21 protein-coding genes are annotated in these 25,819 nt (G+C 62.6%); 10 read left to right on the top strand and 11 right to left on the bottom strand.

From position 1 onward, the window contains the following. Window positions 1–4: 4 nt before the first annotated feature. On the bottom strand, window positions 5–2,476 hold the full coding sequence (locus EDF21_RS08725; RefSeq protein ID WP_123571079.1) for a glycoside hydrolase family 2 TIM barrel-domain containing protein: 2,472 nt from the start codon (window positions 2,474–2,476) through the stop codon (window positions 5–7). Between the two features lie 151 nt (window positions 2,477–2,627). Beyond that, the gene (locus EDF21_RS08730; protein WP_055975887.1) at window positions 2,628–4,028 is read right to left on the bottom strand and encodes an MFS transporter; all 1,401 of its coding nucleotides are present in this window, start codon (window positions 4,026–4,028) and stop codon (window positions 2,628–2,630) included. Between the two features lie 187 nt (window positions 4,029–4,215). Between EDF21_RS08730 and EDF21_RS08735 the strand changes: the two genes are divergently transcribed. Beyond that, a complete protein-coding gene (locus EDF21_RS08735; protein WP_123571080.1) occupies window positions 4,216–5,175 on the top strand; it encodes a LacI family DNA-binding transcriptional regulator in 960 nt (319 codons plus the stop codon). Between the two features lie 26 nt (window positions 5,176–5,201). Here EDF21_RS08735 and EDF21_RS08740 read toward each other — a convergent pair whose 3' ends face one another. From EDF21_RS08740 to EDF21_RS08755, 4 genes are all read right to left on the bottom strand, one after another. Further along, a complete protein-coding gene (locus EDF21_RS08740; RefSeq protein ID WP_082454653.1) occupies window positions 5,202–7,208 on the bottom strand; it encodes a TniQ family protein in 2,007 nt (668 codons plus the stop codon). After that, window positions 7,201–8,169, bottom strand: a complete 969-nt coding sequence (locus EDF21_RS08745; protein WP_158612892.1) for an AAA family ATPase — start codon at window positions 8,167–8,169, stop codon at window positions 7,201–7,203. The genes EDF21_RS08740 and EDF21_RS08745 overlap by 8 nt, the downstream gene beginning before the upstream one ends. A 134-nt stretch (window positions 8,170–8,303) precedes the next feature. After that, entirely contained in the window at window positions 8,304–10,343 is a 2,040-nt protein-coding gene (locus EDF21_RS08750; RefSeq protein WP_123571082.1) for a Mu transposase C-terminal domain-containing protein, read from the bottom strand. After that, on the bottom strand, window positions 10,336–11,169 hold the full coding sequence (locus EDF21_RS08755) for a TnsA-like heteromeric transposase endonuclease subunit (RefSeq protein ID WP_123571083.1): 834 nt from the start codon (window positions 11,167–11,169) through the stop codon (window positions 10,336–10,338). Before EDF21_RS08755 ends, EDF21_RS08750 begins: the two co-directional genes overlap by 8 nt. A gap of 974 nt (window positions 11,170–12,143) precedes the next feature. Here EDF21_RS08755 and EDF21_RS16495 point away from each other — a divergent pair. From EDF21_RS16495 to EDF21_RS08775, 6 genes are all read left to right on the top strand, one after another. Then, window positions 12,144–12,578, top strand: coding sequence for a hypothetical protein (locus EDF21_RS16495; RefSeq protein WP_148053673.1), 435 nt, complete (start codon window positions 12,144–12,146; stop codon window positions 12,576–12,578). 266 nt (window positions 12,579–12,844) lie between these two features. After that, a complete protein-coding gene (locus tag EDF21_RS08760) occupies window positions 12,845–13,522 on the top strand; it encodes a hypothetical protein (protein ID WP_148053674.1) in 678 nt (225 codons plus the stop codon). An 844-nt stretch (window positions 13,523–14,366) separates the two neighbouring features. Further along, window positions 14,367–14,894 (top strand): GntR family transcriptional regulator, encoded by a 528-nt coding sequence (locus EDF21_RS08765; RefSeq protein WP_233568432.1) that lies wholly within the window; start codon window positions 14,367–14,369, stop codon window positions 14,892–14,894. A 339-nt stretch (window positions 14,895–15,233) separates the two neighbouring features. After that, window positions 15,234–15,683, top strand: coding sequence for a hypothetical protein (locus EDF21_RS16500; protein WP_148053675.1), 450 nt, complete (start codon window positions 15,234–15,236; stop codon window positions 15,681–15,683). A gap of 659 nt (window positions 15,684–16,342) precedes the next feature. Next, entirely contained in the window at window positions 16,343–17,461 is a 1,119-nt protein-coding gene (locus EDF21_RS08770; protein ID WP_158612893.1) for an XRE family transcriptional regulator, read from the top strand. After that, complete coding sequence (locus EDF21_RS08775; RefSeq protein WP_148053676.1) at window positions 17,458–18,057, top strand: hypothetical protein; 600 nt, start codon at window positions 17,458–17,460, stop codon at window positions 18,055–18,057. The genes EDF21_RS08770 and EDF21_RS08775 overlap by 4 nt, the downstream gene beginning before the upstream one ends. 85 nt (window positions 18,058–18,142) lie before the next feature. Here the strand turns inward: EDF21_RS08775 and EDF21_RS08780 are convergent, their stop codons facing one another. Both EDF21_RS08780 and EDF21_RS16725 read right to left on the bottom strand, forming a co-directional pair. After that, window positions 18,143–18,433 carry a recombinase family protein gene (locus tag EDF21_RS08780; RefSeq protein ID WP_370274459.1) on the bottom strand — a complete coding sequence of 97 codons (291 nt, stop codon included), beginning with the start codon at window positions 18,431–18,433 and terminating at the stop codon, window positions 18,143–18,145. Window positions 18,434–18,633: 200 nt separating this feature from the next. Next, window positions 18,634–18,810 carry a hypothetical protein gene (locus tag EDF21_RS16725; RefSeq protein WP_158612894.1) on the bottom strand — a complete coding sequence of 59 codons (177 nt, stop codon included), beginning with the start codon at window positions 18,808–18,810 and terminating at the stop codon, window positions 18,634–18,636. 263 nt (window positions 18,811–19,073) lie between these two features. Here EDF21_RS16725 and EDF21_RS08785 point away from each other — a divergent pair, with 263 nt between their 5' ends. Next, on the top strand, window positions 19,074–19,451 hold the full coding sequence (locus EDF21_RS08785; protein ID WP_123571089.1) for a hypothetical protein: 378 nt from the start codon (window positions 19,074–19,076) through the stop codon (window positions 19,449–19,451). A gap of 114 nt (window positions 19,452–19,565) precedes the next feature. On the opposite strand, the gene EDF21_RS08790 is transcribed toward EDF21_RS08785, so the two are convergent. Both EDF21_RS08790 and EDF21_RS08795 read right to left on the bottom strand, forming a co-directional pair. Next, window positions 19,566–20,420, bottom strand: a complete 855-nt coding sequence (locus tag EDF21_RS08790; RefSeq protein WP_123571090.1) for a DNA adenine methylase — start codon at window positions 20,418–20,420, stop codon at window positions 19,566–19,568. A 73-nt stretch (window positions 20,421–20,493) separates the two neighbouring features. Continuing rightward, a complete protein-coding gene (locus EDF21_RS08795) occupies window positions 20,494–21,987 on the bottom strand; it encodes a hypothetical protein (RefSeq protein ID WP_123571091.1) in 1,494 nt (497 codons plus the stop codon). A gap of 351 nt (window positions 21,988–22,338) precedes the next feature. On the opposite strand from EDF21_RS08795, the gene EDF21_RS16505 reads away from it, so the two are divergent. Both EDF21_RS16505 and EDF21_RS08800 read left to right on the top strand, forming a co-directional pair. Next, entirely contained in the window at window positions 22,339–22,818 is a 480-nt protein-coding gene (locus tag EDF21_RS16505) for a hypothetical protein (RefSeq protein ID WP_148053677.1), read from the top strand. 196 nt (window positions 22,819–23,014) lie between these two features. Beyond that, window positions 23,015–23,329, top strand: coding sequence for a hypothetical protein (locus tag EDF21_RS08800; protein ID WP_123571092.1), 315 nt, complete (start codon window positions 23,015–23,017; stop codon window positions 23,327–23,329). A gap of 541 nt (window positions 23,330–23,870) precedes the next feature. Here EDF21_RS08800 and dnaB read toward each other — a convergent pair. Then, the gene (gene dnaB / locus EDF21_RS08805; RefSeq protein ID WP_043595340.1) at window positions 23,871–25,259 is read right to left on the bottom strand and encodes a replicative DNA helicase; all 1,389 of its coding nucleotides are present in this window, start codon (window positions 25,257–25,259) and stop codon (window positions 23,871–23,873) included. Between the last annotated feature and the right edge of the window lie 560 nt (window positions 25,260–25,819).

Genomic DNA, 25,819 nt, shown 5'->3' on the forward strand with positions numbered 1-25,819 from the left:
GTGCTCATCGGCCGATGGCCGGGTCGAGGACGGTCTCGTGGGCTGGCTCGGCGCCCGCCGCGGCCACGTCGAGGGAGAGGGTGGCGGCCTCGACACCGTCGGCGGTCACCTGCACGCTGACGGGTCCGACTCCGGTAGGCCGGACGATGGCGAGCAGGCGCCCCTGGAAGGTGGTGTGCGTGTCCGCGTCGTACTTCTCGGTGGGGTCTGGGCGAGCGCTTCCGAGGCCCTGGAGGACCGCGGCGCCGCTGACCTCGACCCGGACGGCGCGGTCGGCACCGGTGATGAGGGTGCCGTCGGCGTCGCGGAACTCGATCGTGACGAAGCTGAGGTCGGACGTGTCGTCGACGAGGTGGTCACGGTCGGCCAGCACCTGCAGGCGAGCACTTCCGGCGGCGGTCCGCAGACTCGCCCGGCTCACTTCTTCTCCGGCGGTGAGGGCGACGGCGGTCAGCTGGCCGGGCGCGTAGGGCACCTCGAAGGTCGTGCGGTAGCTGTGGTCGCGGCCCGTGGGGGCGCGTCCGATGCTGTCGCCGTTGAGGAGCAGTTCGATCTCGTCGGCGTCGCTGTAGACCTCGACGGTCGTGGGAGAGCCGGTCGGGACGTCCCAGGTCCAGCCAGCGACGGCTTCGGACCACGCCCAGGGGCTGGGGAACGCCTGCGCGTCGTGGTGCTGCGGCGGGCGCACCGCGATGTAGGGCTCGTGACGGAGCCCGAAGACCGTCTCCCGGTAGTAGGACATGGGACGGCGGAAGCCGGTGATGTCGAGGTCCCCGCACCAGGCAGCCAGCCACGGGTAGGGAGCTGCGAAGGCGGGCATCTCCCCCTCGGCGAGGTACTGGATGCGGCCGATCCCGACCTCGCCGAGGTAGTCCCAGCCGGTCCAGGTGAAGTCGCCGATGACGTGCGAGTTCTCCTCGACGAGGCGCCAGTTGACGTCGATGTTCCGGGGGAAGGTCTCGGTGCCGACGATGATGCGGTTGGGGAACGTGTCGCGGTCGGCGACGTACCGGGTCTCGCCGTAGTTGATGCCGGCGACGTCGACGGCGGCGAAGGACTCAGCTGTCTTCTCCGTCACCATGTCGGAGGCGTTGATCGCGCCCATGAAGTCACCCGCAGCGTTCACGCCGGCAGGGGCTTCCCCCTCGCGCTGCGCCGCCATCATCCGCGCGACGTCGGTGATCGCGGCGACGAATCCGTTGATGCTGTTCGTGATGAAGCGTGTCTCGTCGAGCGACCGGATCTTCTCCGCGATCTTCCTGCCCCAGTCGGAACCGAGAGGGTTCCCCGTCTCGGGGATCTCGTTGCCGATGGAGTAGAAGATCACCGAGGGGTGGTTGAAGTCCTTGGCGACGAGCGCTTCGACGTCGCGCTCCCACCACTCCGGGAAGGACAGGGAGTAGTCGAAGGCGGACTTGCCGATGGTCCACATGTCGAAGGTCTCGTCCATCACGAGCATCCCGTGACGGTCGCAGGCGTCGAGCATCGCCTGGCTGAGCGGGTTGTGGGAGCTGCGGATCGAGTTGAACCCGGCGTCCTTCAGCAGCTGCACGCGTCGCTCCTCGGCGCGGCCGATGGTGGCGGCTCCGAGGATGCCGTTGTCGTGGTGGAGGCACGCCCCACGGAGCTTGACGGTCGTCCCGTTGATGCGCAGACCGTCGACGGGATCGAGCTGGAGCGTCCGGATGCCGAACGTCGTCTCGCGTTCCTCGACCGAGGTCCCCGTGTCGGCGAGGGTGGTGGCGGCCGTGTAGAGGGAGGGACTGTCGACGTCCCACAGCTGCGGCGTCGTGACGTAGAGCCGCTGGCGAGCGACGGAGGTCGATCCCGCACGGAGGGTGAGGGGGGCGGTGTCGGTGGCGACGACGTGTCCCTCGGGGTCGCGCAGGACGGTGGAGATCGTGCGCTGGGCAGTCCCGGTGCTCTCGTTCTGGACCGTCGTGACGATCTCGACGACGGCGCGTCGCGAGTCGATGTCCGGCGTCGTGATCTGCACGCCGGTGGGGGTGATGTGGACGAGTTCAGTGACGTGCAGCAGCGTGTCCCTGTGGATGCCGACGCCGGTGTACCAGCGAGAGTCCTCGTGGGCGCGGGCCTCGACGCGGATCGTGTTGGGGCCTCCGTAGTGCAGGAAGGCATCGAGCGGGACGAAGAACGTGGAGTATCCGAACGGGCGCTGGGCGGCGAAGACTTCGTTGACGTAGACCATCGCGTCCCGATGGACCCCCTGCATCTCGAGGGTCACACGCTTGTCCCGGTAGTTCTCGGGGATGTCGATGGTCTTGGTGTACTCCACCGTCGCGCTGGGGAAGTACCCGGTGTGCGAGGTGCGTCCAGGGGCGGCAGAGCGGTCTCGGTGGATGAGCGCGTCGTGCGGGAGCGTGACCGGCGTGGTCTCGGCGGCGCCCTGGAGGCTCTCGAAGATGCTCGTCTTGTCTCGGACGCTCCAGCCGTCATTGAACGCGGTGGTCGTCATGGTTGTGCTCCTTGCTGCGGGGCCGTCGCGCCGGTGCTCAGCGGCGCGACGACTCTCGGTGGTGGACGTGCTCAAGTCGAACGGGTCGTCCGTCAGGTGGTCGGGACCCCGTGGAGGTGGGGTGGCAGGCGTGACCGCCTGCCACCCGCGATCAATCCATGACCTGGATGCTGTGGGTAGCGAGGTCGGCCCGGCGGCCAGCCGTGATGGGGATGATGAAGAGGGCTCCGAGCACGGCGATGGCGGCGCCGGCGAAGTAGACGACCGTGTAGTTGCCGGCGCCGAGGGCGAGAACGGCGCCGGCGATGAAGGGCCCGATCGCCTGCGGCAGCGTGCTGCCGATGCCGATGATCGCCAGGAAGCGGCCGTTCTCATCGGTGTCGCGCGGAAGGACGTCCAGCGCGAGCGCCTGGTCGACCGCGCCGTAGCACCCGATCGCGAGCGAGAGGATGAGGCCACCGATGACGTACTGGGGAATCGACGTCGCAGTGCCGGTCACGATCATGCTCGCACCGAGGACGATGGCGCTGAAGACCAGGAAGGGCTTGCGGGTCTTGAGCTTGTCGGAGAGGAATCCGGCCCCGACTGCGCCGAGGATGCCGGTGACGACGCCAGGGATACCGATGGCGGCCAGGAGGGCGCCGACCTGCGCGGGGGTCAGCTCGAGACGGCTGGTCAGGAGGTAGACGCCGTAGAGGCCGGACATCGAGATGGCGAGGAAGACGAAGGCCTTGCTGATCCAGACCCAGGCGAGGTTCGGGTAGCGGCGCGGGTTGAAGTAGAAGCCCTGGAACACCTTCGCGAGTCTCAGCGGCGGACGTTCACCGGTGAACTGGGGGTCGCGCATCACCAGGGTGAAGAGCAGACCGCCGACGAACGCGATGCCGGCCGGCAGCAGGAAGAGACCGATGGGATTCGCGACGAAGCCCCCGGCGACGGTGATGCCGAGGATCGGAGCGATCTGGGTGATCGCGCCGAGGATCCCCATCACCCGTCCGCGCTGCAACGCCGGCAGGGAGTCACCCAGGTGCGTGTTCAGCATCGACGAGACGACTCCGTAGCCGGTGTACGCGATGCACCAGCCGATGACGAGTCCGGCGATGCCGTCGGTGAGGGCGATCGCCGACGACCCGACGAGGCCCAGGAGGCTGCCGAAGAGGAGCCACGGACGACGACGGCCGAAACGGGAACGGGTCCGGTCGCTCAGGACGCCCACGAGCGGGGTCCCGAGGACGACGAAGAGGCCGGGAAGGCCCACGGCGAGGGCGAGGACCGAGTTCTGGTTGTCCGGAGCCACCTGTGCGACCCGCACCGCGAGCGAGAAGGCGATGGGCACGATGAAGGCGACGTAGAGGGTCAGCTGCGCGAGGTAGATCGCCACGAGGTACCTCGTGCGGAGCTTCTTCGTCGGCGCCTCAGGGGCGTCGGACATCGCGTCCGCGATGCGTTCTGCCCCGACCTGGGTGGCCGCTGGCTGGTTCAGCGGGATCTCGGTGAAACGAGGATCGGGAGCGGGGGCCGACGACGCGTCGTCAGAGAGTTTTCCGGACATAGATCAGAACTCCATTGTCGTGAACGCCGAGCAGGAGGCTCGGCCAGATCTACACGCCGATGGGGCTTCGGCGGGTGTTGTTACGCGACAATACAGATGAAGAAGCCAGTTGTCACGTAGCAAATCGTGTTGGCGACACTCGTCGCCAGTACGCTTGGGGCAGTCATAGGCCAGAGAAGGGGAGTTCGTGGTCACCACCAGTCGCGATGTGGCTCTCCACGCTGGCGTGTCTCGTTCGACGGTCAGCGAGATCCTCAATGGACGCGGCGGCAAGTTCGCAGTGGCTACTCGCGAGAAAGTCGAACAGGCCGCGCGGGAGCTGAAGTACCACCCATCGGCTGCCGCTCGCAGCCTCGTGCGGGGAACGAGCGACCTTGTGGTCGCACTGATCCCCAACACGACCTTCGGCGTGAACCTGCAGGACATCCTCGAGAAGGCGACTGAGGAACTCGCCGAGCACGGGCTGACGCTGCTGCTGAGGTTCTCGACTCCGTCGTCTCAGATGTTCGACCGGCTCATCTCGACGGCCAACCCCAGAGGGGTTCTGTCCTTCATGCCCTTCTCGGTCAAGGAGCAGGAGATCATGCGCTCGCGCGGCGTGCAGTTCATCGCCTCGTCCCCACTCGACAGCCACAGTGGAACCAACTACGACATCGGACGGCTCCAAGTCCGACACCTCACAGAACGAGGGCACCGTCAGGTCGCTTTCGCCCGCCTCCTCGACGCCCGTCAGGATGTCTTCGGCGACGAACGCGAATCGGGCGTCCGCGACGAGTGCCAAGCTCAAGGCCTGCCCTCGCCGACCATCCTGAAGCTGGGCGTGAACAGGGATGAGGCCCTGGCCGCGCTGGACTCTCTAGCCCCGGCACCGGTCGCGATCGCCTGCTACAACGACGACATCGCGACAGCGCTGCTCTCAGCTGCCACCATCCGCGGGCGCCAGGTCCCGGAAGAGATCGCGCTGATCGGTATGGACAACACGCCCATCTCCCAAGTCGTCGTGCCCCGTCTCACCACCATCGACTACCCCGCCTCAGAGGCCGCCCACCTCACCGTGGCCGGATTCCTCTCCGCCATCACCGGTGATGCGGTCGAGGCATCCGATCTCCACCTCGCCCTCCGAGTCGTCGAGGGCGAGACGTCCTAGCGTCGCACCAAGGCCCCGCTAGTCGCTCAAATCCTGCTTCGCGACGCGCAGGGGTGTCTGACGACGTGGCTCGCGCGAATGTCCCGACGCAGTCCCGCCCAATCGGCCGTAGATGAATGCTGACTGCGGTAGTGCGGTGGACGAGCAGCGGCGACAAGCGGGACCGTCTCCGCTGAGATGCCAGCCGACCGTCCAAGTCCCACGACTGTCCGTACGCCGCGCTCGAGAAGCTCGTGAAAGGACTTCAGATTGAGCTCGTCGATTCGGCCGCCTGGTTGCAGTCGGGTGGGCAGTAGGTCTAAGGCGGGCATTTCATGGATCGGAGCTTCTAGATCGGCCTCCTCGAGGATGAGCCCGAGGTAGTGATCTATGGCTTCCTTGAGCTGTGCGCTGAGACCTAGAAGGAAGTCGGTCATGTGGGGGCGACGATAGGTCAGACCGTCGATGCGGCGCATTCTCTGTGGCATGAGGTCGAGGTAGGACCCTGTGAGGCGCTCGTAGGCATAAGCCCGGGCCTGACTGTACCGGGGAGCGACATCCACACGAGCTCCCACGCTTTTTCGCAGGGCGACCAAGTGTTCTAACGGGAAGAAGTTCGGGTCTTCCGCTCTGACCAGACTCTTACGGATGTTGTAACTCAACCGCGGGCGTGTCTTGCCAGCTGCATCGAAGAGATAAGCGATCGCCTCGATGAAGTCCCCGCTGCTTCCCGAATTGTCGGCAAGGATTAGTGAACTGATGTCGGCCGCTGTGTCTTGTTTCTCGGCGGCAGCAAAACCGCCTTCCTCTGGACGCCCCGCTTTGTAGGCGCCGCCGTACTGCTTCACCGTTGCGTCGAGGGTGCGCCGCACTTCGTTGATTCGGCGGGGGCCGCCAGGGTTGAGGGCATATAACCACTCACCCCAGAGGGTGTCGGGAAGGTCGACTCCCGCTACGGCGGTCTCGCTGCTGGCAGGGGTCGCGCTGGCGAACCAGATGCGTTGCCGTGATGTCAGATCGGCGTCAATGGCATGAGCGATTCTCCTGCGTGTGTGCTCAGATCCACCGAAAGTGTTGATGACCTCGGTCGGTCCGTTCTTCCACCACGCAGTCGCGGACCCCTTGCCTGTCTTGCTGAACACGAGTTCCCGAAGGAGGCGAAACTCGGCCTTTTCAGTCCCAGTGAGAAGTGGTTTTGCGGCGCAGATGAGAGCTCCGAAGAAGAGAGCGTCGCTTGGGACGACGGCACCAACCCTTCTGCTGTCCGGTTCAAGGCCAGCCAGTTCTCCTGAGCTCAGGTTGGCAGCTTGCTCGAGAGCAGCCCGATCGGTCACCGCGAGAACTGCAAGGCACATGGCCCTGAGATCAGAGATGTCGAGGCGTTGATCGGGCACGTTGCCCTGCTCGAAGAAGGCGCTCACGAAAATTTGAGCCTGGACGACCGGATGGTCAACCGGGAGGGGTTCTGCGTGTCCTTCTGTCAGGTCGGCGTCGCAACGCTCGCGTCGTTTGTTTTCGCCCGCTTCGAGTTCCCGGAAGCAAAATGATGATGCCGGTGAGACCAGTCCCGGAGGAGCCATCACGGATATTGGCCCCTGGCAGGACCAGCACCAGTCCTGCAGAACCGAGTGATGCCTCGTGCAGACAAAGGTCCATCCCAACTGCCACGTCAATTGAAATGCCCCACCTGACTCGCTGAGACACTGTGGGCAGTAGCGAGAGTGGGTGCCTTTTACCCAGTTTCGAAGCCTCTTAAGGCGGTTGTCTTCGTCGAATTCCAGGGACGGCATGTGGTCGAACCTGTCGAATGCCGTCGCACGAAGAACATCAGCGGGGATGGCTGTCGCCTCGCTGAGCTTCTTGAGAATGCCCGCGGTGAATTTGAACCCATGCGTGCTGGCTACAAGACGCGTTTCGTCTTGAGTGAAAGCGAAGCACTGGTAGAGCTGCAAGGCGCTGACTTTGAGTCGTGAGCTATACCGTCTGATCCAGCTTTGGAAGGACTCCCCCTCTTCCGGCCAGACAACTATTGCCAGGTGGAGCACCCTAGGCATTTGCGGGTTCGGGGAGGGACGTCCAGGTTCCGTCGCCGAGGGTGGCGAGGAGCTTTGGGGACTGGGTAGCCGAGAGGGCGTTCAGGGGGATCTTGAGAAGGAGCTCTGGGGTAAGTCGCTCTTCCCCTGTGGCGATGGCTCGAGCACAGGCCTGGTTTATGAGTTGTGCCAGGCTCCGCCAGCTTCCGGAGGTGAGGGCCCACACGACGTCTGCACACCGGTAGAAGAGGTCGCCATCCTGCTGGCGGGTGAGGCGGAGGTTGCCTTCGATAGCAGCCAGGGTGCGCATCCATTCGGGGTTGCGGTCGCCGATGGCGAATGGGCGGACGGCATGCGGCTGCACGAGGCTGAGGAACTGTTCGCCTGCAGCATCGGGCTGACCGTTCTTGCGGAAGATTTCGCTTCCCAGTACGTCGTTGCCGGCGAAGAAGAAGGTGCAGGGGGATTGGTTGAGAAGGTCTTTCAGGTAGTTGCTCATTCGGTGCCCTGCGGCCACCGAGCGGCCCATGAAGTGCAGTTCATCGATGGCGACGATCTTGACGTTGCAGGCAAACAGGGCGTCGATGACGGCGTTCGTCATGGCGCGTTCGTTGGTTTTAAAGGGGGGTAGCTCGAGGAAGTCCCTGAGCCGCTCTGCGAGACCTCGCTCGTTCGTTGCTGAGCGCATAGAGATGTGTACGACGTCGATGGGGCGGCTCCCGCGCGCTGGGGCTTGAACACGCTGCCGCAGCTCGGCTTGCTCCTTGTGAAAGCTGTGCAGGTAGTGACGCATGACAGCGCTTTTTCCTTGACCGGCTCGACCGTCCAACAGGAGCGCCGGCTTCGCCTCGTCGATCGCTTGGTGGTTGGACGTCACGAGAAAGTCCATGGCTTCGAGAAGCAGGTCCGCTTGCGGGGTGTGGACGAACGGCGGGTTGGCGTGAAACACGGCGCGTTCCCTGTTCCACTTCTCGGCCTGCACGCGAGTGAGTTTGCCGAATTGTTCGGCGGTGAGCCGGTCCGGCTCGGTCCGACGAATACCTGCCTGTCGAACCCAGTCAGTATGGGTACGGGGATCAGGAGGAAGGCCTAGCCGGGCCTTTGCCAAATTTGGCGTCACGTCTTGGAGCCCGTCTGGTAGCCAGCGACTTGATCAAATCCCGGAGGAAGCGGCTGCTCCTCCTTGCCCACGCCACTGTGCTGGAGCGTCTCGACGACGCTCTTGCCTTTTGCGGTCGTGAAGTCTGCGGCGGCTTCGACGTGCCGCTTTGTGGGCGCCCTCTTTGCCTTCTTCGGCTTCGGAGACGGGTAAACGCTGTCGGTGACGTAGCGGTTGAACTTGAGGAGGTCCGCCTGGCCTTCCGTTCTGGTTTGCAGGTCGCTGAGGACGGAACGGCGCTGCTCATCGACAATTTTTCGAGCGATGTCTGAGAACGGTGCGGGGAGGTCCACGCCCTCGGTCCAGGGCACGGGATGGAAGTTGTGATCGTCGTCTTGAAGCCAGACGGTTTTGATGTCGTTGGTGTCCCAGTGGATGGGCCACTTACCTCCCGGGTAGGCGCTCTTCCGGCCTGCGAAGTCGCGTAAGACTGGGGCGTTGTACTTCCGGTTATTGAGACGAATGGGTCCGTGCCGGATGTCTCTCAGCTGCGAGGGAAGGATCTGGAAGCGAAGGTTGACGTCGGCGGGAGCGCGGACGAAGCCGCTGGTGGCTATGCCCACGTCGTACATCTGAAAGGGCGATCGGCCGCCGAATTCGTTGTTTGGGGGAAAGAGGTCTTTCTGCGGTGTCAAGTGGTAGACGGTCGCTACCCATTGACGCAGGTACTCGAGGACTTCGGTCGGGGTGAAGAAGGCTTGGGAGGCGGGGTCTCCGAGGGTGGATTCTGTCCCTCCTCCGACATATCCGCGGAGGGGCGCGAGAGCTCCGCGGGTCATGGTTCCGAAGAAGCGTTCCACCTGTGCTTTGGAGAAGCCGCTTGCAGGTCGGGTCGGTTCGAGGCTGAAACCGATCAGAGCGGCGAGCCGTTTCAGTTCTTTCCCGGTGAAGACTTTGCCGTTGTCCACGACGATCGTCTCGGGCGTGACCACGGGCCCAAATCGGGGCTGCTCATCGTGAGCCGTGTAGAGCACTGCATCTGGCACACCGTGATAGGGCCAGACAGGATTGCCCGGCCAAGCGGGGTCGAGCGGTTTCGGCTGGAGGATCTCGGCTATGAGGCTCGCGACGTGCGCCGATGTGGTGGTTCGGGCGATGACCATCGCCAGGATGCATCGGGTGTACTGGTCGATCGCGACAGTCAGCTCAGGGCGGAACGGTTGGCCACCATCGGGATCGACGCAGAAGACATCGAGAACTGTGGTGTCCAGCTGGACTACTTGGCCTGGGTAGATCAGGTGTCGGTGGTTGTTTCGTTTTGACGGGCGGGCGTTGATGCTGGCTCTCGTCTTGGAGATGCCGGCTTGCATTCCAGAACCACTCTGGCACTCGTTCACCAGGCGGTACATAGTCGGCATTGAAGGCCTGGGAACATCGGGGAGATTCGCGAAGGCGGCCGCGATCAGCACGCTTGTCACGGGTCGCGTCTCTGTTTTTGCCTCGGCCACGATGGCTTTGACTTCGGCGATGAGACGTGGGTCCACACTTGGGAATGACACTCGTGGCCGGAATCTGGATTGGCGGGTGAGAGCTGGCTCTCCGCCCTTGCGGAACTCGTCACACCAGGCGCGTACCGAGCGTTGCGAGATGCCGAGTTCAGTGGCTTTTGCCGCTTGCCGTTTGCCTAGCTGCGGCACGAGAGATGGGTTGTATTCGTCGCGCGGTTCGTGGGCCAGGGCGACAGCGGCTGTTCCCGACCGGTAGCCGGTTTCGAGTTCACGGATGTGCCCGGCCCGATCGGCTGCAGCTGATTGGACGTCGGCTGGCATCATGTCGAACGTCGTGAAGCTCTGAGCGTATTTCAGGCGACGAGCTGCTGCTGTCCGGTGTTCCTGTGGCTGAGCAGCCACTAGCTCACCGAGATCCATTTCCACGGGCATTTTGTTGCGACGAGTGATGACCGCCTTGCCTTGGCTGAGCGACTCAATCTTCCAGTTCTGGCCGCGGTGTACGACCGTGCTTCCGATCGCAATGATCAGCGCAAGCGCGTCAGGCATCCGAAAGCCTGACAATCGAGGCCCCGGACAAGGCGGTGTCGAGATCTGTCACCAGAATCTGCAGCCATAGGAGGGCTCTGACACAGGACAGTGAGATTTCGGGAGCAAGGTCGGGAGCCATCGCTTTTACGAGAGCGTCGATGGCCACTGGCTGTTCCGCTGCAGCAGCGACTACGTCAAGCGGGAGACCCGAGCGCCAGCGGGGATTGCGCATGTGCGACAAGAAGGCCAGATTTGTGGATCTTGGCTGGGGTAACTCCGATACGACCCGATGGCGAAGACCAGCCTGGGTTATTGCTCTGTGCACCCACGCGTGGAGTTCCTCGACCTTTGGATCAGTCAATAGGTGTTCGGGTTTGCAGTTCAGGACGTCGACGGCCGCGTCGATTCCTAGGAGCGCATAGTCCGGCGTGTGGGTTCTGACTTTGCCACCCACGAGTGCCGTCAGCCGAAAGGGCTGAGAAATGACGTGAAGTACCCGAGGGTCAAAGTCCGCCATCATGACGGTTTCACGCTCAAGTAGCGACTCGTAGAGAACGATGTCTTGCATCGTGGATGACCAGAAGGCGCCCGTTGTGGGCCTGCGGCCTTTGTAGTTGGCCGGCTCTCTCGCCGGATAGACGTCCAGGAGATCGCTCGCCTGCAAGTCGGTCAGTGGCTTGCTTATCGAGGTGTCTCTCTTGGGACGAAACTGAACCCAGGCTCCGGTTCGTAGCTCATTGACCGGCACAGCCGACCATGACAGCGAGCTCTTGTTGCGGGGTGGAATACCGACCGGGGCTTTAAGACCCAGACCTGCAGGAGACGGCGCCGACTCCTCAGTCATCGTTCCCCGGACCCGATTTGCCGCGGATTTGAACTAGGACTAAATCGTCAAACGTTCGCAAGGTCAGTGTCGCCTTGTTTCATGGCGGCTGGTCTTGCCCACTTGCAAGGACACGGGTCGAGGACCTTTGGCGGCTGACGGCGCGCTAGTCGGCTGGGGGGATGAAAGGTCCGGATGCATCCCCGCAGACTAATTCAATGTCAAGTTAAGTCAAGTTGTCTTTCAAGATCATTCGTCTCGATCGTCGGTTATTTCCCGTGCCGCTCGTATCCAATTTGAGACGGCAACGTTGCTCACGCCCAGGGCACTGCCGATCTTCGTCATCGTCAAACCAAGATCGTTTGCCTCTCGCGCAAGAAGCAAGCGGCGTCGAGTAGCCTCGCGAATCTCATCGTCTGCGGCTTGCAGTTGGCTCATCACCGCAGCAGCGCGAGCTTCGTCGGTCACAACCTTGGGGGGTGCACCGAGAGGCCGGCGGGAAGGAGAGGAAGTCACAGTGAAGTTCCGATCATCGAGGAGGCATCGGAACGGCCCTTGCATCACCCACGGGCAGGTGAAATGATCCGACGCGAAACTCGCTCGAATCTGGGGTGGCTTCTTCGGTTATGACGAGCACTGGACGCGACCGGCAAGTCGCGTTCAAGACGGTCAACGTAGACCGCCGCTTGGTGTGCTCCAAAGTCATATTAGCCATGGGCATCTCCGCAAGTCACTTGGGCCGCCATCGGGCGTGACGGCACCCACAGTCTTACTCGAAAACGAGCAGAACCGCATCCAGCCGCCGAGCGCCATCAGCCGCCCAGGTGGAACGCGCGGCAAGCCCGAAGTCATTACGAACAGGGAGGTGATCCACGGTGGCTCGAGTAATAGTCCACGCCGGCGGGTTCGATTTTGGACATCGCCCGAGCGTTGGAGCACCGCAACCCAGTGGCCTCACGGAGGAGCAGGAACCCTTTGCCGTCACGTCTGGGGCAATGACCCTCGAGCAGTGGAACGACGCACAGGCTCGCGTAGTCCGAGGTGATCTAGCCCGCCTGGAGCGACGAACAGAACGAGAAGGCCTTGACGGAGCCACTACGGCACGTGATGCCGCGAGCCGCCTAGGCCTCTCCCCCAGGAGCACCGCATTCTTCCCCGGCGACCTCTTCGCTTTTGTCATCGATGGAGAGCTGCGTTACCCGACGTGGCAATTCACCGGAGACCGAGATGAGCCCGTACTCCCGGACCTGGCGCAGTTAGTCCGGGCCTTCGATAACGATATGCATCCATCGAGCATTGCCGGATTCATGAACACCCGCCAACAGGACGCTTACCTAAACGGAGTTCAGCTGACTCCCGCGGAGTGGCTCCTTCGAGGCGGCGACGTCGAGCTGCTCGTGGACATCCTCGGTGGCTTCTTGATGTCCTGAAGCGGTGATTCGGTCGGCGCAGGCGTTGCCCTTGCTTGCTTTCTCCTTGTCACAGCTCATTCGCAGAAACCGCCCGCCCGAGCCAAATCGCAGATTTCGTACTTCGTCGTCGTGATGCATGTGCTCGTTTTCGAGCAGACTCGGGTCGTCCGCGGCAGGCCTCGAACCGGGCCACGAGCCCGGTAGCCAGCGATCAGAACATGTCTCAGAGGCCTGCTGTGGGCCTCGACGTTCGGATTGTCGCTGTCTTGTGGCAGCCTCTGCCCATGACGGACTCACCCTCATCCAACGCGCAGAACGCGGTGTCGAAAACTGACAAGAACGCACCAGTCGGCGCTGCATCCGATGACGCCGTGCGTCGACTCGCCCAGGCAATCGGGCGGCTGGGCAACGATGCGGACTACTTCATAGACGCACTGATCGAGAAGCTGTTGTCCATCGAGCCGCTGCTGAAGCCTGAACCCGATGACGACAGCGACCGGGCCTTCCTAATCGCCTCGGGTCGCTTCTCGGCCACTGAGTACGACGCCGCTCGGCGATCCGTCGCACGCGGAAGCCTGCAACTGCGGGTCGTTGAGTCGTGGTTTTCGAGCCTCGCAGGAACCCTCTCGCTCAAGGCGATTGCCGGGTTTCTGCACTGGAGTGAGGACGAGGTCACCACCGCCGTCGCTGACGGTCGGCTCTACGCCGTTGAGATCTCGGGCCGGCTCCGGTTTCCCGAGTGGCAGCTCAGCCTGTCATCGCCCGGCAAGCTCCTGCCGGGACTAGCGGAGGTGATCGCAGCCGCGAGCTCGGAGCAGAGCTGGATCGTCCTGGCCGGCCTCATGGGCACACCCCAAGAAGACCTCTACGGCGAAGGGAACAAGACCCCCGTGGCTTGGTTGCGAGATGGAGGCGACGTGAGACGGGTGACGGACATCGTCATGTCACCCTGGCTCACCTAGATAGTGTGCTCGCGACCCGAGAGAAGGTGCAGACGTGTCCGACAGTCGAGGCCTTCCCAGTTCCCTGACCGAGTACGTCCTGGTGTGGTGCGAGGACCTGTTGCAGGATCTCCCGATCCCCGCCCGAACCGATCTCGCCCGCACACTGAGCACCATGTACGAAGGTGGCCCGTGGCCGACACGGCTTCGCATCCAGCGCCTCGCTGGACACATGAGTGGCAATCACGTGACGCGAACACCTTTGTGGGGGACCTGCACTCCGAACGCCCCGGCTACGTCGCCACGATCACGCAGAAGCTCAGCGAGCCCGACCCGCAAAGCCGCGACGAGGCGCTCGAGCTGCTCGCCCGACTCCCGGGGTCACCGGAGCTTGTTCGAGCGCTTAGCCAGGCGAGCGACCAAGGCCATATTTCAGCTGCTGAGCGAGCAGAATTCCTCACGCGCGCTCTGAGCAATCCCGTCCTGCCTGCCCCTGTGCCAGCTCCAGAGGCCTCTCCCGATCTGCCTCGGAACGATCCAGAGTCATACGAGGATCAGGAGCGGCGAGACCCCCGTACGAACTGTTCCGGCCGACACCCGATCCAACAAGGAACCTGGCCAAGCTCCACGAGGAGTGGAAGGCCGGTCTTCTCGAGGTGTATGCATATCGTCGTGCCATCTTCGCGATCATGAACGGACAGTCGTCAGCAGCGTCTGACAGAGCCACCAAGGGCGTCGTTGGCGATCCCGCGGTACACGCCGCGATCAGCACTGGAATACCAGACCTTGGATGTGAGAGACTGGCTGTATTCCCATTCCCACCTCAAACCCTGATGCCGCCCCTCGCCGACTCCTCCGCGAAGTTGTGTTCGAGAAGATGCTCGCCGCTATTGTCGACGGCACCCTCGAGCCGGGTGAGCGCCTAAACGATGATCAACTCGTCAAGTGGCTCGGCGTCTCACGCACCCCTGTGCGTGAAGCCATCGCCCAACTGCAGACGTACGGCCTGGTCGACATCGAGGCTAATCGTTTCACCCGGGTCGCCGCCCGAGACGACATCGTTTACGCCGAAGCCGCTCAATTCCTCGCCGGCCTCCACACGCTGGCGAGGGAATGGGGCTCGGGCAACCTCGACGCCGCAACCCGCAGAACGCTGTTGGGCTCGATCGCATCTGTGAAGACGCAACTCAAGGCCCACGACCTCGACGGGCCGGGAGCCCTCTTGGACGTCCAAGGTGAGCTCGCGAAAGCCTCTGGGAACGCCCTTTTCGTCGGTACCGAGGAACCGCTGCGAATCCGCGTGAACTTCCTCCGCCCCCGCGAAGTCGACTCGTATGACTGGGATGCCCTCCTAGCCGTCGCGAACGAGCTCGCGGAAGGTCTCGCGGGTTAGGTACGGCCTAAAACGGGCCCCACCCCGAGGGCACTAGCCAAGGCGTTGGACCAACCCGCCCTTCCTGCAGGTACAAGTGGACGCGCCCAAGTGCCCGGAAGGAGCCGGTCGCGACCTGAAAGACCGTCCCCACAACTATGGGGTTGCGGCATGTATGGCAGAGCCAGATCTCTAAGCGGCCTTCGCGCAAAGTTTGAAGCCTGGTGATCGAATACGCCGCTCGATGGGGATGAGGTCGATTTGACATGAATACTGAAACCCATGCAGCCGCCGCAGGTACCAACGCAAGCCAGTCAAGCTCTCTCTGAGCCAGCTCCAGCGGGGACAGGAGACATTGGCGTGAACATCACCTTTGATCAGTCACCATGGCCCTGGCACGCCACGGACCTCATGCTCTCGACCCTGTCCCAGATTGTGCCGGTCTTGCTGATTGCTGTCGCTGGTCTAGCGATCCTGTCCCACAGTCGCGTCGTGAGTAAATCGTCCCAGTTCTGGTTTATCAGCAGCCTCGCCGTCTATCTCGTCGGGATAGAAGGATGGATTCTCTATCAAATGGGAATCCGCGAGGAATTACGGGTTTCTTTCGGGTTCCTGTTCGTCCTTGCATTCGTGTTGCCGACAGTAATCAGTCTTGTCGCGGTCAGGTCGGCGGTCTATCCGACGACAGACGCAAGTCGCGTGAACCCTCCAGACAAAAGTCATCGTCCGGTCGGCCATCCCAAGAGGCCAGTAGGTGGGCGTCACGCTCGACGCGTCAGATCCATTCGTGATTCTCGTGAGCGTAGATGACGGTCCATTGGATGCGTCGTCATTGGATCGGAACACGCCAGGTTTGTGTCCGGCAGTCTGGCCTCCCGTGTCGGAGAGCGATTGCGGGGACACCTTCGAAACCGCGTGAACCATCAGAGAGTCTGTAAACGACCGTCGAACTCCACGTGTCCGGACGCCGAGCACGCCTGCCGACCACGGACCCTCGAGCAGCCATGGGCTGGCTCATCTAAGCGTCTCCACCCGTGCACCACGCACCCGCAGATCCCTAGCTGCGGCCGAGGTGGAGGCCCGGCAAAGCAACGCCGCTTCGCCCTGCTGAGTCGCCGCGGCCCGAACCACGGCGACCCAGCGACACCCGTCAGACGGTTGAAGTCCTCAACGGCCCAGTGCCGCCTACGCAATACCAGCGAGCGATGAACGAACGGCTATTGGCACTGGCGGCCTACTTGTAGGGGGTCTACAACGCAAACGGTTCCACCGGTTTAGCGCGACGGCACAACAGGCAGGTGGGTCAGGTGTACTGCTCCCCGTTTCTATCCGGGTTTAGGTCATGGCCCAGACAAGCGCGCCCAGATAGGAGGTGCCGCCGTTCACAAGGGCATGCTTACGCCGCCGGCCGAAGCATGTGCGAGAAGACCCACATGCAGCAGCGAGGCGAGTGTGGGAAAATCTCACACATGGATCAGACGGCACTGGGTGTTCAGATCAAGATGCTCCGCGAGCGGAGAGCCATCAGCCAGGGGGCCATCGGTGAGGCCATCGGCCTTGATCGCTTCGCGATCGGGGACATCGAGAAAGGCAGACGCAAGGTCGGCGTCGTCGAGATGCTGGGCATAGCCGAGGCACTGGGCAAGCCGCTGTCGTACTTCCTGGCCTCGGAGGTGCCGGCGGTGGTGAGCCGTCGTACCGACAGTGCGCAGGCGCACGAGAGCACCGCGCAGCTCGACGGGGAGCTGCGGTGGTTCTCGTCCGACGTGGCCACGTTGCTACAGCGGAGTGTTCTCACGGGTTGTTCGCGCGGCAGTGCGGCATGGCTACGGGTCCCGACCTCGCACGAGGACGCCGAGCGCAAGGCGCAGCAAATCCGCGAGCAGGCTGGCCTCTCGTTGGTCGAGCCAGTGGACGACGTCGGAGCGCTCGCTGAGCATTTCGGCATGATCGCCTTCGCTGCGGACCTGGGCGAGAACGGCCCCGATGGCGCGGTGGTCGAGGTGGGCGAGGACGACAACCAGCTCGGCGTAGCCGTTATAAACGGTCGTGCCCCCTCAGGGCGTCGCCGCATGACTATGACTCACGAGCTTGGGCACTGGCTTACCGGTGACGCCTATGACAAAGAGGTGTCGCAGGACGCGGAGAAGATGCTTGGCAGCCTCTCGATCCACTTGCTGGCACCGAGGGTCGGGGTCACCAAGCTCTGGAACAAGAAGCAGGCTCTCAGCACGCGAGACCGCGCCATCAGCATCGCAGCGGTCTTCCAGGTGAGCTGGAGCGCTGCAGTCAGTCAGCTGCGCAACCTCGAGCTCATCGACGGCCATGCGCATCGCGAGCTGAGCGAGCACACACCCGTCGGGGGTGAGTTCGCGAGGCTGGGCTACACCGTGGCACAGAAGTTGCCGTACCCGTGGGTCTCGTCAGGATTTAAAGCCAGAGTCCTGAAGAGTTACACGTGCGGTGAGCTCACCGCTGAGCGCACGCTCGAGGTCCTGCGAGGCACGCTGGTCAAAGACGACCTCCCACCGCAGGACGACACCACGATGGCTGACCTGAGAACGATGCTCGCCGGGGACAGAGGGTGAACCCTTGGACGCTGCAGTGGGTAATCGATACCTCGGCGTTCACTCATATAGCACGAGCGGGGCACCTGGAGATTCTCAAACTACTTGCACCCACAGGTGTGCTGGTGGTGCCAGACAGTGTCGGCTTTGAAGTCAGCGCTGGCAGGAATGAGTATCAAGGAATCCCCGACATCAAGGATATGGACTGGGTTAAGCTCGCAGTGTTGCTCGAGCCCGAGGCTGATACCCAGATAGAGGCGAAGGCCAATCTCGCAACCATTGGAACCAGTGACCTGGGCGAGTGTGCTGTCATCGCCGTCGCCAAACACCGCGGCATGCTTGCTGTTCTGGATGACGGCGCCGGCCGCAAGGAGGCGGCTGCACACAAGATCACGGTTCGAATGACGCTTTGGGTCGTCCTCCAGGCTCACCTGCACCTACCAGGCTACGACCGGGAGAAGACGGTCAGGGTTGTGGACGACCTCCTAGCGACAGGGATGTACCTAGGAATTACCTCGGGCGAGTCGTTCTTCGCACAAACCTATGTAGAGGGCTGGCAACCCGACAACATGATGCGTCCAGGGTGCACGTGCCGGCACTGCGAAGGGGTGCGCTGAAACCAGCGGCATATACGAGCCATCGCCTTCGACGCGACCCAAATCCAAGCCTGGGTAACCGCCCCGCGTGGTCGCCGCCGCGAAGTCAGACGAGAAGGTCAAGGCACTGATCGAAGGCATCCAGGCGGACCTCGGGGGCCGCGTCGAGACGAGAGCGCACGGCTGGACCGACTACGACCAATAAGTCGCCGGCACGGCACGCTGCCAGCGCCTCCCGGAGTCCCGGCCGGGCTCGAGTCGTGTCCGAGAGGCCCTGGTCAACCTGCACGTGTTGATCGTCAACACCGAGCGCTACAAGACCGTCACGTTGTGCTGCGAGATCCTGTCCCGAGGTCGAGACGCGGGCGTTGCGGGACAGGTATACGCAAATCCGCAGGCCAGGCGGCGCTTGGCCTCACCCGGCCGAAACAGGCCCGAGGAGGTGTCCCGATGAACGACCGTCGAACGGGCACCCCGGCACGCGGGCTTACCAGAAACCCGGACCTGTTCGAAACCCCGTTTCGAACAGGTCACCGTTTCTGGCCGTTAGATTCGACCTCCGGCCGAGTCCACCCGTAATCGATCGGTTCCGCACCACTAGGGCTTGAAGCGCTGCTCCGCGGCGGCGTGGGTGATGTCCTCGGCAAGCACGTGGATCTCGCCGGTCTTGTGGTCGTATTCGGTCGCCACGCCGGTCACGCCGCTGATTGGCAGCGCACTGGCTTGTTTCTCGGGGGTGCAGAGAGTGACCAGGGAGTCGTCGTCGTTGTCCACGTCCAGTCCGAGGGGAGCGCTCCCCGGGGCCTTTTTCACGTCACCCCAACCATCTGCCAGCTCCGGGTATGCGGCGTAGAAGTCGTCTCTGTTCTGGAAGGTTTTCAGGGGATTGCCCCGACGAGCTGTCATATCAAGAGAGCCAAGCAGATCACCCGCGGTCCGTAAACCATTGTTTGCGGTCTTGCTGCTTGGAAATCCCTTGCCGGGGCGACGAAGCGGTCGAGCCCCTGTCCGAGAGACACCGACGTTAGGGTCTCTGCATGCAGATCACAGGACTGAACCGGCAAACCGACGCAACCTTCCCCGTCACCGTGGACGTGAACGTTGAACACATCAGCGTGCGGAGCGTCGAGATCAACGGTTGGGCCGGCGAAGGGCTCCCCGCCGCTCGTATCGACGTCGAACTCGACGCCTCGCGGGCACCAAGTAGTGAGGGGGAGGTGAACGTGACGATCGACATCTCTACGACCGTCCCGAACCGTCCGCAGCCTCTTCGGGCGTACGAAAATGTCGTCTACTCGTCTTGGAGCGATGTGGAAAAAGTGATCGACCTGCGGCCCACGAACGCCGCGGCGGTTTACGCCACCCCAGAAAGCATGAGAGTGCTCGTCAATGTGGTGCAGCTACCAACCGGCTGACCCTGCGACTAGTCGAGACATTTGGCCGAGCCCGCGGGACGATCGGCTATCGAGCGCTCTCGCTTCTGCCGCCGTCGCCGACTGCGCCCTTCTCGTGCAAGCAACGCTTGTCTCTCAGGCGGCCGCCGCACGGGCTTCGAGTGCGTCTAGAACATTTAGACCGCGGCTAGAGACCATCAGCTCCTGGCCGACTCGCTTGATGGCGGCACTGTAGGTGATGTCGAAGCGGTGTCTATCGAAGCCTTCGTAGAGGGCAAGTATTTCGGGCGTCCAGTCGTAGGTAAGTACCCACGGGTCTGTGAGCTGCTGGATTGTGCGAGCAAGCGAGGCGTGATCGTCAGCGTCGTAGAAGTTCGCGTAAAGACCCGATCCCTTATGGAAATAGGGCGGATCGATGAAGAACACTTGTCGCCCCCGGTCCCCATCAAGCTGCGAAAGGAACTGCTCGCCGTCTAGGTTGTGCAGCTCAATGCTCGATCGGTATCGCCCGATCCTTTCGATCTTTGAGATGAGATCGGCATGATTGAACCGGCAGTCGAGTTTGTAGTCACCAGTTTGGTTCTTGCCGCCAATGACTCCACCAGTGATGACGCCTGATCGGTTCGTTCTGTTGAGAAAGAAGGTGGCGTAGGCAAGCTCGACACTGCCGCGTTCGGCAGATCGGTAAGCCTCATGCTGTTTATGCCACTCGTCCATCGTGACTTCGGTCGACCGAATCTTCGCTACAAGGTCGTCCGTCTGCGTCAGGGTCGCATTCCAGAATGACCAAATGGCCGGATCAAGGTCATTGAGAACAAGCCTTCTCGCTTCCCCATCGAACAAGAGTGACAAGGCGAGGCCGGCACCCCCGGCGTAGGGCTCGGTGTACGTGGCTCGTCGCAAGTCGTTGTCCGCCAATATGCGGCTTGCCAGCCCGCGAAGGGCCGACTTGCCGCCCGGATACCGAAGGGGGGTGAAGGTGGTTGCCAATACGGGGGTCCTTGCCGTTGTGATCCTGAGCTGAGGTTAACGAACTCGAGCGCTCATGGCCAGCCCGCGGAGATCACTCGGCGCGGTTGCTGACGTAAGCCACAATCGGCTCCACCTCGTCCCACTTGTTGATGAGGTGGTCCCAATCGGGAAAGGCTTGACCGTGGGCTACGGCCCCGAGATAGAAGGGGCTAAGGACGTACTTTTTGTCGGTTATGTACGTCTTGAAGAGATCGAGTGCCTGTCTCTGGTCTCTATTCAGGAGTTCCACCCCAGATGTCTGAGACTTTCTGAGGTCCTCCAACGTGTCCTTAATGACCACGTGGGAGCTGTCGTTCGCACCGAATTGTCTCCCTGTCGTTCGTTCGGCGTAGGTGAAGAACGACGCCTCGATGAGAACGCGGGCGAGCAGCGCAGCCCCTAGCGGATGCTTCTTGTCGGTAACAGCGAGCTCCTCGACGATGCGTTGGATCTTGGAGTTGGGGGTGGTGAACCGGTGAGCGTCCACAAGGAAGTATTTCCGCGAGGCTTGTTTCGCCCTTGTTGTCGGCTTCAACTCGGCTCCGTCACCGGCTTCCGACCCTTCGCCCTCTTCGCCCTCGGGCGTCAAGTCCTCAGCTGAATCCTCAGCCCGCGACTCTGCACTCGCTTTGGGTGCGTTCTCTCGTCTACCTGCCGGATCACGGCCATCGCCCTGTGCATGGCCCTCGTTGTTTGTTTCGTCTCCGTCACCCTGGGTGCCACCGTTGTCACTCGCTGGCGCTTCCGGCGCCGTGGTATCGACGCCAATCTTGCTCAAGGTTTCGCGCGCGTACGCAGCGCGCTCCTTGGCCTTCGTTCTAGATCCGACTGAGCTCTCCTTGTCGAACAAATCAAGGAAGAACTTGCTGAGCCGCTTTCGGAAGACCGACTCAGGGACAGAGAGCTCGAAGTCCGCGTTGTCTCGCCCAGTCGTGATGCCAAACCCGTCTTCGCGGACCTCACGGTTCGATACGTAACGGGTGACGGTAGTCAAAATGCGGCCGGCCCTCTGCTCCGCAGTGATGACTCCGTGTTCTTCCGCATACTCGAGAATGCTCAAAGCAAGAGCGTTTCCGGAACTTTCGCCCGCGAAGCGGGCCTTCTGAACGGCGTCCCACTCCCGCGGTCCGACGCCTCCAAAAGCCCCTTGGTGCTTGCGCGTGATCCACTTGTTAGCTTCCGCACGGTTGGGCAGCACCGTGACTTCAATCGTCACGGTCATCGGATCGAAGGTTTTAGCCATCGCGACGAACGCCGGCCTTTCCTTCACAGGAGCAAGAGAAGGATCATGCAGAAGCAGTAGGGCCGTCAGGCGGCGGTTACCCTCCAAAATGACGATGTGGTCACCGTCTTGCATGCCACCGAATGACTCCAGAGGACTGAGGCCAACCTCAACAATGTCGCGGGCAAGGGGAAGGACGCTCTCGCGAAGCACCATCTGCCGAATGATCTCAGCCCGGTCGCTCGTTGGTTCGTGACGAGGGTTGTCCTCGTCAAGCACCAAGTCAAGAAGTTGGTCCCACTCAACTATTTTCCGCTCAGCCATTGAACGAGTTCCCCTCTAATTCGTTGATGACGAGTTCAGCGACTTACGGCAATGCACCCGGCGCGGTCAACACCCAAATTGCGGCGCGATCCACCCTCGGCCTCATGACCAACACTCAGAACCCAAGATGAATCATCGCGCAAGTTGTCGACTGCGTTCGCCAGTCCTTTGCATGGCATTCACGCGCCGCGGGGCAGGCGGCCAGTTGAACGACCTTCCGTTGAAACGCGATTACAGCTACCAAAAGACCAATTACAGCCGAATTGCCTAAGCTCGCTTGCAACCTAGGTTGTCCTGGGGCATGCTTTAGCTGCGGGCACAAGCTCGCTTGTAACTTAGCTTGGAGTCAAGATGATCCCCATCACTGTTCACGTGCCAGACCACCGTGTCGAAGAGTTCTACATCCATTTCGGTGAGTTTGTAGCCGACACTCCCACCCCGGACCGACCCACCCATCTTGACTCGGGAACGGTTCCCTCCTGGGTGCTTAGCGATGGCGCAGACGCGATCGCCGACCGTCTGTGGTCGGCCCTCTCAGGCCAGGGCCAAATCCTGCTTAACAAGCTGATGATCGAGGCTCATGACGAAACCGTTCGTCTCACTCCAGATGAACTCGCTGCTCTGTTCGGTCACCCCAAAGGCGTGGCCCGGGTGGCAGGTGTGCTCGGAGGCGTCGGAAAAGCGATTCGTCGAGCAGGTTTGCCGCTTTACAAGACATCCTCTGGCAACGTTTGGCACTACGTCTGGGACTGGGACGGCGAGCAATACTCGATGACGCCGGAGGTTGCGAAGGTGCTGCGCCACGCTCGCCGTCGCGAGGGGCGTGAGTGAACGATCCGCTACAGCGGCGACGCGGCAGTGCAGCAAAAGCCGGTTACCGCCGGGGTCCGAGCGTTATGCGCCAAGTCGGCTACGACGTCCGGGCGGGCCGAGCTCTGCCAAGGACGCTCGAGCAGCCTCTGCAACTACTCGTGTCGGTGGTTAGACCTACCGTGCGCCTGTGGGCGTGCATGGATCAGGCGACACGATGCGGAGCATCCTCGCCAAGCGACAGGAACAGCCCCCCTATGCGCGCCCGGTGTTCCCAGGTGCGCATGGGCTGTGGCTCGTGCAGCAACAGCCGGCGCCGCCTCTCGGGTACGTCACGACGCGCAGGTCGACGGGCCACTGGGTGTTCGACGTCTACGCGCACTGCCGTGAAGCTAGCGGCCGCCGGCCGTGGCTGCGGACGTTCGACACCCTCAAGGCTGCCGTTGCCTGGGCGGTGCAGCATGAGGCGGATATCCGCTCGCTGATTGAGCGCAGCTCGCCGGAGCCGGAGGTTTGGCCGGGGACGGTCTAGGCCCCGGGGCTCGACTCGATGCCGCCGCCGCCGTTCAAATCGTAGCTCCCCGCAGAGTTGATGCGCCGAAGCTTGTCGCACTAGGCGACCCTCGATTGGACATCGCAGATTCGAGATTCTGCCCGCTTAACTGCAGATCAGATTGTCGATTTTCGTCAAAAGCGACGATCTAGGCAGCATTTCGACAAACTAACTCGCAGACGACAAGAGACAGTGGTTCGCCCCCTCAGCGGCAGTCAGAGAGCATCATCCGGAATGCCACCGCGGTAGGAGAGGCCCTGCCAAGTGCCCACGACTCCCCCAACTTCCGAGATCTTCAAAATGAATTGCGCGGAGAGATCTGCCACTCCCACGTCAGGGGAAGGTGGCACCCGTGACCGACATTTCGCCTGGGAACCGTTGACATCATGAATGAATCTCACCCGAGCCCATCCCCGCTCGCGTTTCGCAACATTGTCCTTGCCACGAAGAGCGCCTGCCTCACATGTGGCAAATAAAGGTGAGAAGTGGCAGATTCGCGTGAGAATTCACAGGCGGTTCGCTAGCTGGGCATGTCCACGAAGCGCGAGAACATGCCGTGGAACGCCACGGTGATGGTGTCGGTGGGGCCGTTGCGGTGCTTGGCGACGATGAAGTCGGCCTCGCCCTGACGGGGGTTGTCTTTCTCGTAGGCGGACTCGCGGTGCAGCAGGATGACCATGTCGGCGTCCTGCTCGAGCGAACCGGACTCTCGCAGGTCGCTGATCGCGGGCTTCTTGTCGGCACGCTGCTCGGGACCACGGTTCAGCTGCGACAGCGCGATCACCGGCACCTGCAGCTCTTTCGCCATCAGCTTCAGGGCACGCGAGAACTCCGACACCTCTTGCTGACGGCTCTCGACCCGCTTGCCCGACGTCATCAGCTGCAGGTAGTCGATCACCACGAGCTTGAGGTTGTGCTGCTGCTTCAGGCGACGGCACTTCGCCCGGATCTCGACCAACGTCATGTTGGGCGAGTCGTCGATGAAGAGCGGCGCGTCGTTGATCCGGCCGCGCACCTGCGCGATGTTCGTCCAGTCCCGCGCGTCGACCGTTCCTTTGCGCATGTTCTGGAGCGGCACGCTCGACTCGGCCGACATCAGACGCATCGCGATCTCGCTGCGCCCCATCTCGAGCGAGAAGAACACCGACGCCTGCCCGTGCTTGATCGACGCCGCCCGCGCCAGGTCGAGCGCCAACGTCGACTTACCCAGCGCCGGTCGCGCCGCCACGATGATCAGCTGACCCGGGTGGAACCCGTTCGTCAGCGCGTCGAGCTGCGCGAACCCCGTCGGCACGCCCGTCATCTGACCGTCGCGACCCTTGGCCGCCTCGATCTCGTCGATCGCGACCGTCACCGCCTCGTTCAACGGCACGTAGTCCTCGGTCTGCACGCCACCGGCCACGTTGTAGACCTCGGCCTGCGCGTTGTTGACCAGGTCGACGACCTCGCCCTCGCTCGCGTACCCCATCTGCACGATGCGCGTGCCGGCCTCGACCAGACGCCGCAGCACCGCCTTCTCGGCGACGATCGACGCGTAGTACCCCGCGTTGGCCGCAGTGGGCACGACGCCCGTGAGGGTGTGGAGGTACTCCGCTCCCCCGGCCCTCGACAAGTCGGCGGACTTCATCAGCTCGTCGCTGACCGTGATGACGTCGGTGGGCTCGCCGTGCGAGTACAGCCCCAGGATCGCGTCGTAGATGACCTCGTGCTTGGGCACGTAGAAGTCCATGCCGCGGACCGTCTCGATGACGTCGGCCACGGCGTCCTTGCTGAGCAGCATGCCGCCGAGCGCGCTCTGCTCGGCGAGCAGGTCGTGAGGCGGGACGCGGTCCATGTTGACGGGGCCACCACGGTCTCGATCGCGGGCGTTCGACGCATCGGGAGCGAGACCGAGATGGGCGATCGACATGGGTCCTCCAGCGAGAAATCGGGTGGGTGCGGGGCAGCACCGAAGACGCTTGGGGCAGTTCTACGACAGACCCCCGACATCCCCCTGCCGAACCGCCGTGACCCACCCCTGACGAGCGCGGGTACACCTTATGGACACCAAGTTCTCCACAGCAAATGCACCTGTGGATAACTCTGGGGAGAACAGGTGAGCAACGCCGGACAACCCTGGGGAGAACTGTGGATCACGCTGTGGACAACGAGATACTTCAGTTCGATTACCCGCCTTTGACCAGGGTTTTCTCGATTCCACAGTCGTGTGGAGAAAATTGTCTAAACCGGGGGTTGAGACATCCGATTTGACTTCTGACTGTGCACAAGGGATTTGACTTTCGGCCCATTCGACCGATAGCGACGCAGCCTGCGTTCAGCTTCCCGTAACCCCCGAAGGGGGGCCTGCGAAGAGCCTGGTCAGGACGGTATCGGGGACCGGCACCGCGCCTCCTGGGCTCGATCACGGCCGGTGAGAGGGCGGCCGGGAGGTCGCACCACGCGCGGGTCGGCCCGCAAGCCGAAGAACCC

Source organism: Frigoribacterium sp. PhB118, from assembly GCF_003751725.1.
Taxonomy (GTDB): domain Bacteria; phylum Actinomycetota; class Actinomycetes; order Actinomycetales; family Microbacteriaceae; genus Frigoribacterium.

What these genes read in the sequence shown, in the direction of transcription:
- EDF21_RS08785 (WP_123571089.1), top strand. Translation starts at nt 19,074, where the DNA reads ATGCAGATCACAGGACTGAACCGGCAAACCGACGCAACCTTCCCCGTC.
- EDF21_RS08740 (WP_082454653.1), bottom strand. Translation starts at nt 7,208, where the DNA reads ATGCCTAGGGTGCTCCACCTGGCAATAGTTGTCTGGCCGGAAGAGGGG.
- EDF21_RS08800 (WP_123571092.1), top strand. Translation starts at nt 23,015, where the DNA reads ATGCGGAGCATCCTCGCCAAGCGACAGGAACAGCCCCCCTATGCGCGC.
- EDF21_RS08795 (WP_123571091.1), bottom strand. Translation starts at nt 21,987, where the DNA reads ATGGCTGAGCGGAAAATAGTTGAGTGGGACCAACTTCTTGACTTGGTG.
- dnaB (WP_043595340.1), bottom strand. Translation starts at nt 25,259, where the DNA reads ATGTCGATCGCCCATCTCGGTCTCGCTCCCGATGCGTCGAACGCCCGC.
- EDF21_RS08725 (WP_123571079.1), bottom strand. Translation starts at nt 2,476, where the DNA reads ATGACGACCACCGCGTTCAATGACGGCTGGAGCGTCCGAGACAAGACG.
- EDF21_RS08750 (WP_123571082.1), bottom strand. Translation starts at nt 10,343, where the DNA reads ATGCCTGACGCGCTTGCGCTGATCATTGCGATCGGAAGCACGGTCGTA.
- EDF21_RS08755 (WP_123571083.1), bottom strand. Translation starts at nt 11,169, where the DNA reads ATGACTGAGGAGTCGGCGCCGTCTCCTGCAGGTCTGGGTCTTAAAGCC.
- EDF21_RS16505 (WP_148053677.1), top strand. Translation starts at nt 22,339, where the DNA reads ATGATCCCCATCACTGTTCACGTGCCAGACCACCGTGTCGAAGAGTTC.
- EDF21_RS16495 (WP_148053673.1), top strand. Translation starts at nt 12,144, where the DNA reads ATGACCCTCGAGCAGTGGAACGACGCACAGGCTCGCGTAGTCCGAGGT.
- EDF21_RS08730 (WP_055975887.1), bottom strand. Translation starts at nt 4,028, where the DNA reads ATGTCCGGAAAACTCTCTGACGACGCGTCGTCGGCCCCCGCTCCCGAT.
- EDF21_RS08760 (WP_148053674.1), top strand. Translation starts at nt 12,845, where the DNA reads ATGACGGACTCACCCTCATCCAACGCGCAGAACGCGGTGTCGAAAACT.
- EDF21_RS08770 (WP_158612893.1), top strand. Translation starts at nt 16,343, where the DNA reads ATGGATCAGACGGCACTGGGTGTTCAGATCAAGATGCTCCGCGAGCGG.